The sequence below is a fragment of the Pseudomonadota bacterium genome, from assembly GCA_038533575.1.
In the GTDB taxonomy this organism is placed as follows: Bacteria; Pseudomonadota; Alphaproteobacteria; order Rhodobacterales; family Rhodobacteraceae; genus Shimia_B.
Map to the genome: position 1 here is coordinate 127,939 of JBCAYL010000002.1, position 15,148 is coordinate 143,086.

Consider the following 15,148-nt stretch of genomic DNA (forward strand, 5'->3'; position numbering starts at 1 on the left):
CCACGAATTTTTGCAATAATTCGTGGGCGCTAATGGGTCAGGCGGCTTGCGATTGAGCGGAGATTTCGGCGTGGAAGGCCCAGTCGAGCCAGGGCAGGAGCGCCTCGATGTCCGACGTCTCCACGGTCGATCCGCACCAGATGCGCAGGCCTGGGGGCGCGTCTCGGTAGGCGCCGATATCATAGGCCGCGCCCTCGGCCTCGAGCCGCTTGGCGACGGCCTTGGCAAAAGCGGCGCCATCCACAATCCGGCTGTCGGTGAATTTCAGGCACACGCTCGTCGTGGAGCGGGTGGACGGGTCGGTGGCGAGATTGTCGATCCAGTCCCGCGCGGCGCAGAAGTCCCACACGGTCTTGGCGTTGAGTGTCGCGCGGCTCACGAGGCCGGGCAGACCGCCCACGCTCTCGGCCCAGTCGAGGCAATGGAGGTAATCCTCCACGCAGAGCATCGAAGGCGTGTTGATCGTGGCCCCCTCGAAGATTCCGTCGATGAGCTTGCCGCCTTTCGTTAGGCGAAAGACCTTTGGCAACGGCCAGGGCGGCGTGTAGCTCTCAAGCCGCGCCACCGCGCGGGGGCTCAGGATAAGCATGCCGTGGGCCGCTTCCCCGCCGAGCACCTTTTGCCAGCTGAAGGTCGTCACATCGAGCTTGTCCCATGGCAGCTCCATGGCGAAGGCGGCGGAAGTGGCATCGCAGACCGTGAGGCCCGCGCGATCCGCCGGGATCACGTCACCGCTGGCGACGCGGACGCCGGAGGTCGTGCCATTCCAGGTGAAGCAGACGTCCTTGTCGTAGTCGAGGGCGGCCATGTTGACGATCTCGCCGTAATCGGCGGTGTGGACATGGGCGTCGATCTTGAGCTGCTTGATTGCGTCGGTGACCCAGCCCGCGCCGAAGCTTTCCCATGCGACCATCTCCACCGGGCGTTCCCCCAGCATCGTCCACATGGCCATCTCATAGGCGCCGGTATCGGAGGCCGGCACGATGCCCACCTTGTAGTCGTCCGGCACGCCGAGGAGCGTGCGGGTACGCTCGATGGCGGCCTTGAGCTTCGCCTTGCCCAACGCGGCGCGGTGCGAGCGCCCAAGGGGCGCGTCGGCGAGCTTGTCGAGACTGAAAGTGGAGGGCTTGGCACAGGGGCCAGAGGAAAAGCGCGCGTTTTGCGGCCGCGCGGCCGGTGCTTCATGAGCCATCGGTGTTACCCTTACAGATATGCGGCCCTCGTTGGGGAGGGCTGTCCCACCGCCGGGTGTACGGAGAGCCCGCGCGCGCTGCAATGCGGAAAATGCAGGGGCTTCGCCCGTGGCGCGCGCGGATCGGAAACCTCGTTTCCCCGTTTCCCCTTGGCGCTCCGTGCGGGGCTGAGTATGGCGCGGGTCATGACAGTATCGATGATTGCCAAGCCCGGGGGGCTCACGGCGGCCCATCTCGCAGAGGTGCCGGGGCCGGTGACGTGGTTGTCCGACGGTGAGGCGGCGCTGGTGGAGGGCGTCCTGCCCGCGGGCGTGCGCGAGGCGCTCGGGCCCGAGGGTGTGGATGTCAACGCGCTCCCCGGCGGGCCGCGCGCGCGGCGTGTGCTGCTCGCGGACATGGATTCGACCATGATCCAGCAGGAATGCATCGACGAGATGGCCGCCCATTTCGGGATCGGCGACGCGGTGGCCGAGATCACCGCGCGCGCCATGGACGGGCAGCTCGACTTCGAGGCAGCGCTCGACGCGCGCGTGGCGCTCCTCGAAGGGCTGCCTTTGGCCGCGCTAGAGACTGTTTTCGAGGAGCGCATCCGCTTTACCCCCGGCGGTGCCACGCTTTTGGCGACCATGAAGGCCCGGGGGGCCTACGCCGCGCTCGTCTCCGGCGGGTTCACCTATTTCACGGGGCGTGTGGCGGCGGCGCTCGGCTTTGACGAGAGCCGCGCGAACGTGCTGCTCCACGCGGACGGCGCGCTCACCGGCGCCGTCGCAAAGCCCGTGCTCGGGCAGGAGGCGAAGGTGACGGCCCTCGAGGAGATCACGGCGCGGCTCGGGCTCACGCCCGACGAAGTGCTGGCGGTGGGCGACGGGGCCAACGACCTTGCGATGCTCGGGCGCGCGGGGCTCGGTGTGGCGCTCCATGCCAAGCCCTCGGTGCAGGCGCGGTGTAACGTGCGGGTGAACCACGGCGACCTCACGGCGCTCCTCTTCCTACAGGGCATCCCGCGCGCGGAATTCATCACGCCCTGACCGGCGCCCGCGCCTTTTTCGGAACGGGTCCCGCCCACCTCCCCCTCAGCCTGGAAGGCTTCGGCCTTCGGCGGCGCGCTGCGCGCGCGCCTGCGCCTGTCGCCCGTGTGGTCTCTGCTTTCGGCACCGTGGCGGCCGTGATAGGCCTCCGCCCATGAGCAGGATACCGACGCGTGACGAGATCCTCGATTGGATCTCCGCCCATCCCAAGGAAGCTTCGAAACGCGATATCGCCAAGGCCTTCGGCATCAAGGGCGCGGCGCGGATCGACCTGAAGCGCATTCTCCGCGAGCTGGAGGACGAGGGGCACCTCGCCAAGCGGAAGAAGAGCTACCGCGACGCCGACAGGCTGCCGCCAGTGGCGGTGCTGCTCGTGCAGGCGCCCGATGCCGACGGGGACGTCTTTGCCCGGCCCATGGAGTTGGGCGGCGAGGGGCCGGAGCCTCGCGTGCTCATGGTGCAGCGCGCCTCGGAACCCGCGCTGGGCGAAGGCGACCGCATCCTCGCGCGGCTCTCGGAGGTGAAGGGCGAGGAGCATCACTACGAGGGGCGGCTGATCCGGAAGATCGGTGCCAACCCGCGGCGCATCCTCGGGGTCTTCCGGCAGGGATCCGAGGGCGGGCGGGTCGTCCCCGTGGACAAGAAGCAGGACCGCGAGTGGATCGTGCCCGCGGGCGCCACGGGCGGCGCGCGGGACGGCGAGCTCGTGGAAGCCGAGCAGGCCGGGCCCAAGGGGCGAATGGGCCTGCCAAAGGCGCGCGTGGTCTCCCGACTGGGCGACCCGTCGGCGCCGAAGGCTGTCTCGCTCATCGCCATCCATCATCACGGCATCCCCGACGCCTTCCCCGACGATGCGATGGCAGAGGCCGACGCGGCCGAGCCCGTCGCCCTGGGCGACCGGGAGGACCTGACCCACTTGCCGCTCGTCACGATCGATCCCGCCGATGCGCGGGACCATGACGACGCGGTCTGCGCGCTCGCGGCCGAGCACGGCTTTACCATCTGGGTCGCCATCGCGGATGTTGCGCATTACGTACGCCCCGGCTCTGCGCTCGACCGAGAGGCGCGCAAGCGCGGGAATTCGACCTACTTCCCGGATCGTGTTGTGCCGATGTTGCCCGACATCCTCTCCGGCGATCTCTGCTCGCTGCACGAGGGGGTGACGCGCGCCTGCCTCGCCGTGGAGATGAAGATCTCGCTCGACGGCGCGCTTCTGGGCAGTCGCTTCACGCGGGGGCTCATGAAAAGCCCTGCGGCCCTCCACTACGGGGAGGTGCAGGCGGCGATCGATGGCGCGCCCAATGCGCGGACGCAAGACCTGCTCGAGCCGGTGCTGAAGCCGCTCTACGCCGCCTATGCTGCGCTGGTGCGCGCGCGCGAGGCGCGGCAGCCGCTCGATCTCGATCTGCCAGAGCGGCATATCGAGCTCTCGGACACGGGCAAGGTCACGACGGTGGCCTTTCGCGAGCGGCTCGATGCCCACCGGCTCATCGAGGAGATGATGGTGCTCGCCAATGTGGCCGCGGCGAAGACGCTGAGCGAGAAACGCGTGCCTCTCCTATTCCGCGTCCATGAGGAGCCGTCTCCGGAGAAGCTCGAAGCGCTGCGGGAGACGGCGGGCTCCGTGGGACTGCCACTGGCCAAGGGGCAGGTGTTGCAAACGCGGCATCTGAACCGCCTCCTGGCGGAAGCGGAGGGTACGGAGTTCGCGGAGATGATCAACACCTCCACGCTTCGTTCCATGACGCAAGCCTATTACGCGCCGCAGAATTACGGGCATTTCGGGCTGGGGTTGAGCCATTACGCACATTTTACGTCGCCGATCCGCAGGTATTCCGACCTCATCGTCCATCGCGCACTCATCACCGCCCATGGCTGGGGCGAGGACGGGCTTTCGCAAGACGAGATCGAACGCCGCGAGGCCACCGCCGAGCACATCTCCGAGACCGAGCGCCGCTCCATGCTGGCCGAGCGCGACACGACGGACCGCTACCTCGCGTCCTATCTGAGCGAGCGGGTTGGCAACGAATTCACCGGGCGGATCTCTGGCATCGCGCGTTTCGGCGTCTTCGTGAAGCTCGACGAGACTGGGGCGGACGGGCTCGTGCCCATCCGGGACCTCGGCGCGGAGTATTTCCACTACGATGCCGACGCGCTCACGCTCACGGGCTCTGACACTGGCCGCGAGATCGGGCTGGGGCAGCGTGCAACGGTGCGCCTGGCCGAGGCCACGCCGGTGACCGGTGGCCTCATCCTCGAGATGCTCGACATCGAGGGCGCGCCGCTCACGCGCGGGCCCCAGCGCCGCGCGAAACCGCCCAAGCGCAAGATGCGTGTCGCCAAGAAGAAGAGCGCGAAGGTGCGCAAGGTCACCCGGCGCAAGCGATAACGCGCCGAGCGCCATGATCGCCGCTGACAGGAGGCGCGTGCGGGCCTAACGTGAGCCCAGTTCCCGTGGTGCCGAGGCCCCTCATGCGTAGCGTTTTCGCCCTCCTTGCACTATTGGTGTTGGCCGCCTGCGCCGGTGCCGCCACTCTGGGCCCATCGACCCAGTCGCAAAGGGCGGAGAGACCGGTGGACCCAGCCAAGGAGCAGGCCTTCCAGGCATGGATCGCAAAGTATCGCGCCGGCGCGGAGGCGCGGGGCGTATCCCCTGCGGTGTTGGCTCGGGCTTTCGCGGATGTGCGCTACAACGCCGAGGTGATCGAAAAGGACCGCAACCAGGCGGAGTTCTCCCTGCCGATCTGGGACTACCTCGCACGCATCGCCTCGGACGCGCAGGTGCGGGGCGGGCAGGCGGCGCTCGCGCGGCACAATGCCGTTCTTGAACGGATCGAGGCGCGCTACGGCGTCGACAAGGAGGCGGTCGTGGCCGTCTGGGGCGCAGAGACGCGCTATGGCGAGACGCGCGGTACGATCCCTGTGATAGAGGCCACGGCGACGCTGGCCTTCGACGGGCGGCGGGGCGACTTCTTCCGCCGCCAGCTCGACGCGGCGGTCCGCATCCTCGCGCGGGGAGACACGAGCCCGGCCAACATGACCGGAAGCTGGGCGGGCGCCATGGGGCACACGCAGTTCATCCCCACCTCCTACCAGGAATACGCGGTCGATTTCGACGGGGACGGGCGGCGCGACATCTGGAGCGATGATCCCACCGACGCGCTGGCCTCCACGGCGGCCTATCTCGACCGCTTCGGCTGGACGGAGGGTCAGCCTATCGCGGTGGAGGTGCGGCTCTCGAGCGATGCGGACACGTCTCTCGCGCGGCGCAGCTTCACACTCGCGCCCTCGCAATGGGCGGCGCGGGGCGTCACCGGGCTCGACGGGCGGCCTGTGCCCGATGTCGGGCAGGCTTCGCTCTTCCTCCCCGCCGGGGCCCAAGGGCCCGCCTTCCTCCTTTTCAACAATTTCCGCGTGGTGGAGCGCTACAATGCCGCCGACGCCTACGTCATGGCCGTGGGGGAGCTTTCGCGGCGGATCGCCGGCGCGCCGGGCATCCAAGGCGCGTGGCCGGTGGGGCAGCGGGCGCTCAATGCGCGCGAGGTGCGAGAGTTGCAGCAGCGGCTGACGGCGGCCGGCTTCGATACGCAGGGTGCGGACGGTCTCATGGGATCGAACACGATCGCCGCCATCCGGTCCTACCAGCGCGCGAACGGGCTCACCGTGGACGGCTTTGCCTCGCTCGAACTGCTGGAGGCGCTGCGCTAGAGCGAGATTTCCATCATGCGGTGCTGGATCCCGGCATCGTCGAAGACGGCGCCGTAGGGGCGGTAGCCCAGCCGCTCGTAAAAGGACAGCGCCGAGAGCTGCGCGCCGAGGATCGCGCGCGTGGCGCCGAGGCGGCGCGCGCTCTTGTGGCATTCCTCGATGATGGCTTCGCCAAAGCCCTTGCCGCGATGATCGCGGAGGATGCAGACGCGCCCGATCTTGGCGGTCGTGCCCATGGGCAGCACGCGTGCCGCGCCGATGGGATAGCCGTTGAGCGAGGCGAGGAGATGCACGGCCTCGCCATCCTTGCCGTCCACCTCGTCCTGCTCGGCGACGCCTTGTTCATTGATGAAGACCGCGCGGCGCATGGCCTGGCAGGCGGTGACGTTCTGCGTCTCGGCTACGGTGACGGCGATGAGAAATACTCCCTCAGACAACGCGTGTAGATGGCTTTGAGGCGGTGAATATCGTCCAGTGGGACGCGTTCGTCCACCGCGTGCATGCGTTTTCCCACGAGGCCGCATTCAACGACGGGGCAGTGATCCTTGATGAAACGGGCATCCGAGGTGCCGCCCGAGGTGGAGAGTGCGGGAGTGCGGTTCGTCTCCGCCTGCACCGCCGATTGCACGAGCTCGGAGAAGACGCCGGGGGGCGTGAGGAAGCTCTCCCCGGAGATCTTGATTTGCAAATCCACCGTCACGCCGAAGGCATCGGCGACCTGCGCGGCCTCGCGCTTGAGCCAGTCGCTGACGCTGGCCCCGGAATGGAGGTCGTTGAAGCGGATATTGACGATCCCCTTGGCATGGGCCGGGATCACGTTGGTGGCGGTGTTCTCGGTGGTCATGGAGACGATGGCGAGCGTGGAGGGATCGAAGTGATCTGTGCCTTCGTCGAGCGTGTGGGAGGCGTAGGTATCCATGAGCCGGGCAAGCGCGGTGAGCGGATTGACGGCCATGTGCGGGTAGGCTGAGTGCCCTTGCTTGCCCGTGACCGTGACCCAAGCGGTCATGGAGCCGCGGCGGCCGATCTTGATGGCGTCGCCCATCTCCTCGGGGTTCGTGGGCTCCCCCACGAGGCAGTGGGTCATGGCCTCGCCGCTCTCGTCCATCCAGTCGAGGAGCGCTGTCGTCCCGTCGAGGGCGTCGCCCTCTTCGTCGCCCGTGATGGCGAGGATGACCGCGCCGTCGGGCGGGGTTTCGCGGACGAAATCGACAGCTGCGGAGGCAAAGGCCGCCACGCCGCTCTTCATGTCGGTGGAGCCGCGGCCGTAGAGGTAACCGTCATGGATCTCCGCGCCGAAAGGGGGATGTGTCCATGCCGCGGCATCGCCCACGGGGACGACATCGGTGTGCCCGTTGAAGCCGAACGTGCGCGCATGCCCCTTCTCGCCCCAGCGCGCGAAGAGGTTGGACACGCCGCCCCGGTCCACGCGCATGCACAGGAAACCCGCCGCGCCCAGAAGGCTCTGCAGCACCTCCAGGGCACCGCCTTCCTCGGGCGTGACAGAAGGGCAGCGGACGAGATCGGCTGTGAGCGAAACGGGGTCGTGAGGCATCTCCATGTGCCTTTGATGCGTCATCGGGCTGTCTCTCACAAGCTATTCGGGCCCGCAGCGCGATTGCAGCTATGCAGGCCCGGGGTTTTGAGTTATCCCCAAATCAATCGCGCGCGAAAAAGCGCGTGAAGACAAATAAATGCCTGAGGCAGGGCAGAGGTCGAGCAGGCCTCATCAGCGGTAGAAAAACGCACGATGCGGGGATGGGTACCCCGTGGGTTCGTGTGGCCGTCGATCCTGTCCCGGCAATGGGGCAGAGAATGGTTGCAGGCCGCGAGCTAGACTACGACACCGGTGCGACCGCGCGGGAGATGGCCGATACCATCTTTGGCGATGGCGTCTCCGTCGTCGGAGCATCCTATACTGGCGACAATCGATCCTCGGCGATCTACTCGCGCGGCGACGAGCTCGCCTCCAACGTCACGCCCTCCGACACCGGGGTGATCCTGTCAACCGGGCGGGCAGACCAGTTCACCAACCAGAACGCCAGCCAGTCGAACCTGTCCGGCAGTCGCTCCACCAACACCTCTGGCGAGAACAACAACGCCGATTTCAACGCGGTGGCGGGCCGCTCGACATTCGACGCCTCCTATCTCGACGTCTCTTTCACCAGCGTGGGCGACGTGATGACGATGCAGTTCGTCTTCGCCTCCGACGAGTACCCTGAATACACGTCCTCGATTTACAACGACGTCCTCGCTGTCTGGATCAACGGCACCTACGTCCCCATGGCCGTGGGCAACGGAAACACCTCCGTCACCACGATCAACGAGCAGAATACCCAGAACCTCTACCGAGACAATACAAGCGACCAGTTCAACACCGAGATGGACGGTTTCACCGTCACGCTCTCGCTCACGATCCCGGTCATCCCCACGACGGATCCCTCCGATCCGCAGGTCAACACGATCCGCATCGGCATCGCTGACGCCTCTGACAGCGTTTACGACTCCAACGTCCTCATCGCCGCTGACAGCGTGCAAAGCGTGCTGGTGGCCGACGACGACGAATTCACCCTCCGCCTCACGGAGACGAAGACGGTGGATGTGCTGGCCAATGACAGCTTCACAGGCTTTGTCGAGGTCACGCATATCAACGGCGTCGAGGTGGAAATCGGCGACACCGTGATCCTCGCCACCGGGCAGGAGATCACGCTTAACGACGACTACACCTTTGACGTGAAGGCCACGGGCACCGTCGAGGAGACCGTCTTCACCTACGAGGTGCTGGACGATGACGGGGTCACCGATGTGGCCTTCGTCACGCTCGACACCATCCCCTGCTTCGTCGCCGGGACGCTGATCCTCACCCCCGAGGGCGAGCGGCGCATCGAGACGCTGAGCGAGGGCGACCTCGTCATGACCCATGATGGCGGGCCGCAACCGATCCGCTGGATCGGCGCGCGCACCGTGCGCGCGAAGGGCGCCCTGGCCCCAATCCGGATCGAGGCGGGCGCGCTGGGCGATCACCGGCACCTGCTCGTGTCGCCGCAGCACCGCGTGCTCATCCGCGACACGCTCTCCGAGCTGCTTTTCGGCGAGGCCGAGGTCCTCGTCTCTGCCAAGCACCTCGTCAACGATCACACGATCCGCGCCATGGAAGGGGGCTTTGTGACCTACGTCCACATGCTCTTTGACCGCCACGAGGTGGTCTTTTCGGAGGGGCTCGCCACGGAGAGCTTCCTGCCCGGTCCGCAAACGACGGAGTGCTTCGAGGCCGAGATCCTCGAGGAGATTTGCGCCATCTTTCCAGAACTCGACCCCGAGACCGGGCAGGGCTACAGCCTCGCTGCGCGGCGCACGCTCAAGGCCCATGAAGCGCGGGTTCTGATGGGGAGCGCAGCATGACCTGGATCGGCCTCGCAGATCCGCAGGGCGCGGAATTCGACCTCGTGGGTCTCGGCAATCGCGCGCGGGTCCCACAGGCGCCCGGCGGCGACCGCGCCGCGGCGCTCGCGTGCCGCGGAACCATCCTCTTCGAGGCCGACGTCGCGCAGTTCACTGTGCCACGCCCGCTCATCGGCCACGGGATCGGTGCGAGCTTCATGCTCAAAGTGGATTTCGGCACCGAGGACAAGCTCGATTTCACCATGACCGTGGGCGATGGCATCTGGCAGCACCGGCTGCCGCTGAAGATCACCAACGACCTGCAAGTCGTGCGGGTGAGCTACGCCTGGGACACCGAGACGCGCGCGGGCGTGCTCAGCGTCTACCAGCCGCGCTCCCGCCACCTCGCACAGTGCCTCGTTCCGGAGCCGCGGCCTGTTCCTTGGGCAGTGCTGCGGAGCCTGATCCACGACGCGCCGGACATGTGTCGGTCGAACGAGATGAGCTTTGTCGCGCTCTCGCGCGCATTCGAGCCCGCCGGCCCCATGCCGGGGCTCGATGGCAATGTGGAGGTGGCTACGCCCGAGGGCATGCGGCGCATTTGCGAGATCGGCGCGGAGGACCGGGTGCTGTCGGTCGACGGGCGATCGCTCCGCGTGATCCGGCGCGTCTGTCGCCAGCTTCCGGCGCGTGGCAGCTTTGCCCCCTTCCGCCTGCGCGCGCCCTATCTCGGGCTCGAGCGGGACATGACCCTTTCCGGGGAGACGCTCGTGCGGCTCGACGGGCCCGATGTGGAATACCTCCTCGGCGTCGAGGCCGTGCTCGCGCAGACCAACCAGCTGGGCGAGAGCCGGGCGGCCAGCGTGCATCCGCGGGCAGCGCTCGCGAGCTATCACCAGCTTGTTCTCGAGGAAGCCGACATTTTCGACACGAGCGTGGGGATCGCCTCGCTCGACCTGACGATGGCGGATCGTGACGGGCTGGGCGCGGCGACGACGCTCTGGGCCGATCTCGCGCGCCGCGCGCCCGTGGGACCGGCCCGCACGGAGACCCCGCTCGCGCGGCCCTACGAGATCGTGACGCTCAACGACACCCGCGCCGCCTAGGTCAGGACGCCTCTTCGAAGAAGGGCGTGACCTGCGCCACGATCACGGCGTTCTCGGCAAGCGCCCTGTCCATGAGCGCGCGTTCGTCCTCGGCGATGTCGTGGCCCTCGGCGAGGCGCTCCTCGAGGGTGCCGTAGCCCGACACGTCGAGCGGGGCCATGTCGGCTTGTTTGAGGATCGCCACCGTCTCCCGCACCGCTTCCGCCTCGTCCACGCCAGAGGCATAGACCATGAGCGCGGCCCCGGTCGCGCCCTCGGGCAGGCCGTCCCCGGCCCTGCGGCCCACCTCCACGAGGAGGGTGAAGACGTGGTGCGGTTTCTTGGGTTTGTCGGGCTTGGCCATGGCGTCTCTTGTGCGTCTGTGACAAGGGGGCGCCGCGTCTCGGACATGCCCCCGGGGGGTATGTAACGTGCGTCAGTCGCGCAGGAGTTCGTTGATCCCGGTCTTGGAGCGGGTCTTTTCATCCACGCGCTTCACGATCACGGCACAGTAGAGCGAGATGTTGTTCTTCGAAGGCATGGAGCCCGCGACGACCACCGAGTAGGGCGGCACCTCGCCATAGGTCACCTCGCCGGTTTCCCGGTCCACGATCTTGGTGGACTTGCCGATGAACACACCCATGCCGAGGACCGAGCCCTCGCGCACGATGCAGCCCTCGACCACTTCCGAGCGCGCGCCGATGAAGCAATTGTCCTCGATGATGGTCGGGCCCGCTTGCATGGGCTCGAGCACGCCGCCGATCCCCACGCCGCCCGAGAGATGCACGTTCTTGCCGATCTGCGCGCAGGAGCCCACCGTGGCCCAGGTATCGACCATCGTGCCGCTGTCGACATAGGCGCCGAGGTTCACGAAGGAAGGCATGAGGACGACCCCCGGCGCGATGAAGGCGCTCTTGCGGACCACGCAATTCGGGACCGCGCGGAAGCCGGCCTCGCGCCAGCGGTTCTCACCCCAGTCCTTCCACTTCGAGTCGACCTTGTCCCACCAGCCGCCGCCCTGCGCGGAGCCGGGCTGCATTTCCATGTCCTTGAGGCGGAAACCCAGCAGCACGGCCTTCTTGGCCCATTGGTTCACGTGCCAGTCGCCGCTCTCCTGCCGTTCGGCCACGCGGAGCGTGCCGCCGTCGAGCGCCTCGAGCGTGGCCTCGATGGCTTCCCGGGTCTCGCCGCCGGTGCTGGGCGAGATGGCATCGCGGGCCTCCCAGGCGGCCTCGATCGCGGTTTCCAGCTCTTTATGCGACATCTGTCTCTCCGTTTGCCCCGTCTGTGCAGCGCGGTCACCATGCGGCGCGTCATTCGCGCGTCCTTATCGTTTGCGCGCGGGGAGGGGAAGCAGGCTCAGCTCTCCGGACGGCCCCCGGATCGGGCTGGCGCTTGAACGGAGGCTTCGGCGCTGGTGTCCTCCGGCAGGCCCAAGTTGAAGCGCGCCTCGATCTCGGCGTTGAAGTCAGCGAGGGGCTGCGCGGTGTCGAAGGGTGTCTCGGGGATCTCGATGTCGATCAGGACGTGGCGGCGGCCCGTCTTGCGACCGATGAATGTCCAGAAGCGATCGCGCTTGATCTCCTCGTGGGGGCTCAGGCCCCGGATCCGGATGAGCGCCACCGGCAGGCCGTCGAGCGCCTTGATCGTCTCGTAGGCGCCGCTGAAATGGGGCGCGATGACCTCCCGCCGCTGCTTCTTGATCATGCCCGCCGGGTAGAGAAGGACCATGTTTCCGTTCTCGATGATGCGGCGCATGGTGTGCAGCGCCTTTTCCTTTTGCGCCTTGCGCCGCTCGGGCGTCCACGTCTTGGGAGAGGACATGGGTACCGAGCCCGCGATCATGAGCGGGAACCATTGCAGCGGGTTGTAGTACTCGGTGTAGAGCACGGCGGGGCGTACACGGCGTGTGGTATAGAGCAGCGCGCAGATCATGGGCCCGTCATGGCGCGAGCCGTGGGAGCACAGAATGAGCCCCCCGGGCAGATCCTGCAGCGCGGCCTTGTCGGCGCAGCTGATGTTGAAGAAAAGCCCGTAATAGCTCCGGAGCAGCACGAAGAAGAGATGGCGTGTCCAACGCCCGAGGGTGGCATCCGCGGCGCGGCGCAAGGATTTCATGGGCTGCTCTCCCTCATCAGGGTTTTGATAGCAGCTTCGGGGCCTTGGCCCACGATTTTCTGCGGGGCGATCAAGGCTTTCCGCCGGGCGCAGGCCGTGCAACTCTCCGCCCAAACGCGGGAGGAAGCGATGAACCAGTACCAGCGGCGGCACGTGATGCGGTCCTCCCACGAGGACATCGAGACGACCAAGGGCACGCCTGACACGCCGCAGACCCGCGCACCGACCTACGCCCTCGCCTTCGCGGACCCGGACTTTCTTTGCCGCGAGGAATTACGCCCCGTGCGGCTCCAGCTCGAGCTCCTGAAGCCCGAGATGTTGCTCGAGGAGGAGGGCGTGGACTCCACCATCGTGCTCTTCGGCGGGGCCCGCATCCCGGAGCCCGAGAAGCGCGACAGCGCCCGCACAGAGACACTCGCCGAGCTCTCACGCTTCTACGAAGAAGCGCGCCGCTTTTCCCGGCTCATGACGGAGAAGTCGCTCGAGGCAGGAGGGCGCGAGGGCATCATCATCACGGGCGGCGGGCCGGGTGTCATGGAGGCGGGCAATCGCGGCGCTGAGGAGGCGGGCGGCCGCTCCATCGGGCTAAATATCGTGCTGCCCCACGAGCAGGCGCCAAATACCTTTGTCACGCCTGAGCTTTGCTTCAATTTCCACTACTTCGCGATCCGCAAGATGCACTTCCTGCTGCGCGCGCAGGCGATCTGCGTGTTTCCGGGCGGGTTCGGGACGCTCGATGAACTCTTCGAGGCGCTCACGCTGATCCAGACGAAGCGGATGGACCGGGTGCCCGTGCTGCTCTTTGGAAAGTCGTTCTGGGAGAGCATCGTGAACTGGGAGGCGCTGGCCGAGGCCGGGACGATTGGCGCGGACGACCTCGCGCTCTTCCAATTCGTGGAAACGGCGGAGGAGGCCGCCGAGGCCCTCGCCCGCTGGCAGGGCTAGCGCGCGGCGCCCAGCACCATCACCCAGAGTGTCCCGTCCGGGCTAGGCACCGAGGCGACCCCGATCTCCCGCGCGGCAGGGTCGAGGAGGTTGTCGTTGTGGCCGCTCGAGCTGCGCCAACTCGAGAGCACGCTGGCCGCGCTGGGCTGACCCTTGGCGATGTTCTCGGCGATGAAGGCCCAGGCATAGCCCGCAGTGCGGGCGCGGTCCCCGACGTTACTTCCGTCGCTGCCCTGATGCGAGAAGCGGCCCGATGCCGCCAGATCGCAGGCGTGGATCGTCGCTGCGCGGGCAAGCTCCGCATCGCCTGCGAGTGGCGCGCGGCCCAGGGAGGCGCGGTAGGCATTGGTGAGGGAGATCACGCGGAGCCCCGCATCGCCATCGGGCGCGCAGGCCCATGCTGGCCCCGCCACGAGGATCGCCGCGAGCAGGCTAAGCCTGCGCTGCACCGGTCTCTGCCGCGATCTCGCGGCGGCTCTTGCGCGCGCGCTCGGTCGCCGATTTGAGCTGACCGCAGGCGGCCATGATGTCCTCGCCGCGTGGGGTGCGGATGGGTGAGGCGTAGCCCGCTTTGTAGATGATGTCCGCGAAGGCCTCGATCCTGGACCAGTCGGAGCGCTCGTAGGGCGAGCCGGGCCAAGGATTGAACGGGATGAGGTTCACCTTGGCGGGGATGCCCTTGATGAGTCTGACGAGGCGGTGGGCATCGGCGTCGCTGTCGTTGACGTCCTTCAGCATCACGTATTCGAAGGTGATCCGCTCTGAGTTGGAGAGGCGCGGATAGTCCTTGAGCGCAGCGAGAAGCGCCTCGATGTTCCACTTCCTGTTGATCGGCACGAGCACGTCGCGGACCTCGTCGGTCGTGGCGTGGAAGGACACGGCGAGCTGGCAGCCTATCTCTTCGGCGGTCTTGGCGATCTCGGGCACGACCCCGGACGTCGAGAGCGTGATCCGGCGGCGGCTCAGGCTGATGCCCTCGGGGTCCATCGCGATCTTCATCGCGTTGCGCACTTCGTTGAAATTGTAGAGTGGCTCGCCCATCCCCATCAGCACGATGTTGGAGAGGAGCCGGGTCTCGTCCTTGGGCGCGCCGGGGACCGGCCATTCGCCGAGATCGTCGCGCGCCACCATGACCTGCCCCACGATTTCACCCGCCGTGAGGTTGCGCACGAGCTTTTGCGTACCAGTATGGCAGAAGGTGCAGGTGAGCGTGCAGCCGACCTGGGAAGAGATGCAGAGCGTGCCGCGGTCGGCCTCTGGGATATAGACCACCTCCACCTCGTGGCCCCCGGCGATGCGCACGAGATACTTGCGCGTGCCATCCTCGGAGACCTGGCGGGAGACGACCTCCGGCACCTCGATCACGAAATGCTCGGAGAGCTCGGCGCGGTAGGCCTTGGCGAGGTTCGTCATCTCGGCAAAGTCGCGGCGACCCCATTGGTAGACCCACTGCCAGATCTGCCCGGTGCGCATCTTGGCCTGCTTCTCAGGCGTGCCCATGGCGATGAGCGCGTCGCGCAGCTCGGCGCGGGTCAGGCCCACGATGTTCCTCCGCGCGCCCTCGGGCCGCTTGCGGGGAACGGTCAGATAGTCCTGCGCGATGGGGGCGGGCTGGGTCACGGGCTCTGGCTTTCAGCTGGTTGCGGCACGCATATAGCCTTGCCCCGCCCGCTTGGAAAGGCGCGGGGCC

General features: G+C 67.2%; 14 protein-coding genes. 6 read left to right on the forward strand and 8 right to left on the reverse strand.

Features of this window, described 5'->3' with window-relative positions; all coding sequences use genetic code 11:
* Nucleotides 1-37: 37 nt before the first annotated feature.
* Nucleotides 38-1,192 (reverse strand): phosphoserine transaminase, encoded by a 1,155-nt coding sequence (locus AAFM92_12610; GenBank protein MEL7301217.1) that lies wholly within the window; start codon nt 1,190-1,192, stop codon nt 38-40.
* Nucleotides 1,193-1,378: 186 nt separating this feature from the next.
* Here AAFM92_12610 and serB point away from each other — a divergent pair, with 186 nt between their 5' ends.
* From serB to AAFM92_12625, 3 genes are all read left to right on the forward strand, one after another.
* The gene (serB, locus tag AAFM92_12615; protein MEL7301218.1) at nt 1,379-2,221 is read left to right on the forward strand and encodes a phosphoserine phosphatase SerB; all 843 of its coding nucleotides are present in this window, start codon (nt 1,379-1,381) and stop codon (nt 2,219-2,221) included.
* Nucleotides 2,222-2,375: 154 nt separating this feature from the next.
* Nucleotides 2,376-4,610, forward strand: a complete 2,235-nt coding sequence (rnr, locus tag AAFM92_12620; GenBank protein MEL7301219.1) for a ribonuclease R — start codon at nt 2,376-2,378, stop codon at nt 4,608-4,610.
* 185 nt (nt 4,611-4,795) lie between these two features.
* Entirely contained in the window at nt 4,796-5,929 is a 1,134-nt protein-coding gene (locus tag AAFM92_12625) for a lytic murein transglycosylase (GenBank protein MEL7301220.1), read from the forward strand.
* Here AAFM92_12625 and AAFM92_12630 read toward each other — a convergent pair.
* Nucleotides 5,926-6,366 (reverse strand): GNAT family N-acetyltransferase, encoded by a 441-nt coding sequence (locus tag AAFM92_12630; GenBank protein MEL7301221.1) that lies wholly within the window; start codon nt 6,364-6,366, stop codon nt 5,926-5,928. The two genes, AAFM92_12625 and AAFM92_12630, sit on opposite strands and share 4 nt — an antisense overlap.
* Nucleotides 6,330-7,484: a succinyl-diaminopimelate desuccinylase gene (dapE, locus tag AAFM92_12635; GenBank protein ID MEL7301222.1), complete on the reverse strand. Its 1,155-nt coding sequence runs from the start codon at nt 7,482-7,484 to the stop codon at nt 6,330-6,332. Before dapE ends, AAFM92_12630 begins: the two co-directional genes overlap by 37 nt.
* 260 nt (nt 7,485-7,744) lie before the next feature.
* Between dapE and AAFM92_12640 the strand changes: the two genes are divergently transcribed.
* Both AAFM92_12640 and AAFM92_12645 read left to right on the forward strand, forming a co-directional pair.
* Entirely contained in the window at nt 7,745-9,331 is a 1,587-nt protein-coding gene (locus tag AAFM92_12640) for a Hint domain-containing protein (GenBank protein MEL7301223.1), read from the forward strand.
* Entirely contained in the window at nt 9,328-10,416 is a 1,089-nt protein-coding gene (locus AAFM92_12645) for a Hint domain-containing protein (protein MEL7301224.1), read from the forward strand. Before AAFM92_12640 ends, AAFM92_12645 begins: the two co-directional genes overlap by 4 nt.
* Nucleotide 10,417: 1 nt before the next feature.
* Here the strand turns inward: AAFM92_12645 and AAFM92_12650 are convergent, their stop codons facing one another.
* From AAFM92_12650 to AAFM92_12660, 3 genes are all read right to left on the reverse strand, one after another.
* Nucleotides 10,418-10,759 (reverse strand): hypothetical protein, encoded by a 342-nt coding sequence (locus AAFM92_12650; GenBank protein ID MEL7301225.1) that lies wholly within the window; start codon nt 10,757-10,759, stop codon nt 10,418-10,420.
* 72 nt (nt 10,760-10,831) lie between these two features.
* Nucleotides 10,832-11,659, reverse strand: coding sequence for a 2,3,4,5-tetrahydropyridine-2,6-dicarboxylate N-succinyltransferase (gene dapD / locus AAFM92_12655; protein MEL7301226.1), 828 nt, complete (start codon nt 11,657-11,659; stop codon nt 10,832-10,834).
* A 95-nt stretch (nt 11,660-11,754) separates the two neighbouring features.
* The gene (locus AAFM92_12660; protein MEL7301227.1) at nt 11,755-12,513 is read right to left on the reverse strand and encodes a 1-acyl-sn-glycerol-3-phosphate acyltransferase; all 759 of its coding nucleotides are present in this window, start codon (nt 12,511-12,513) and stop codon (nt 11,755-11,757) included.
* Nucleotides 12,514-12,669: 156 nt separating this feature from the next.
* Here AAFM92_12660 and AAFM92_12665 point away from each other — a divergent pair, with 156 nt between their 5' ends.
* Nucleotides 12,670-13,458: an LOG family protein gene (locus AAFM92_12665; GenBank protein MEL7301228.1), complete on the forward strand. Its 789-nt coding sequence runs from the start codon at nt 12,670-12,672 to the stop codon at nt 13,456-13,458.
* On the opposite strand, the gene AAFM92_12670 is transcribed toward AAFM92_12665, so the two are convergent.
* Together AAFM92_12670 and rlmN are read right to left on the reverse strand one after the other, a co-directional pair.
* A complete protein-coding gene (locus tag AAFM92_12670) occupies nt 13,455-13,907 on the reverse strand; it encodes a CAP domain-containing protein (GenBank protein ID MEL7301229.1) in 453 nt (150 codons plus the stop codon). The two genes, AAFM92_12665 and AAFM92_12670, sit on opposite strands and share 4 nt — an antisense overlap.
* A complete protein-coding gene (gene rlmN, locus AAFM92_12675) occupies nt 13,891-15,078 on the reverse strand; it encodes a 23S rRNA (adenine(2503)-C(2))-methyltransferase RlmN (protein ID MEL7301230.1) in 1,188 nt (395 codons plus the stop codon). The genes AAFM92_12670 and rlmN overlap by 17 nt, the downstream gene beginning before the upstream one ends.
* Nucleotides 15,079-15,148 lie beyond the last annotated feature (70 nt).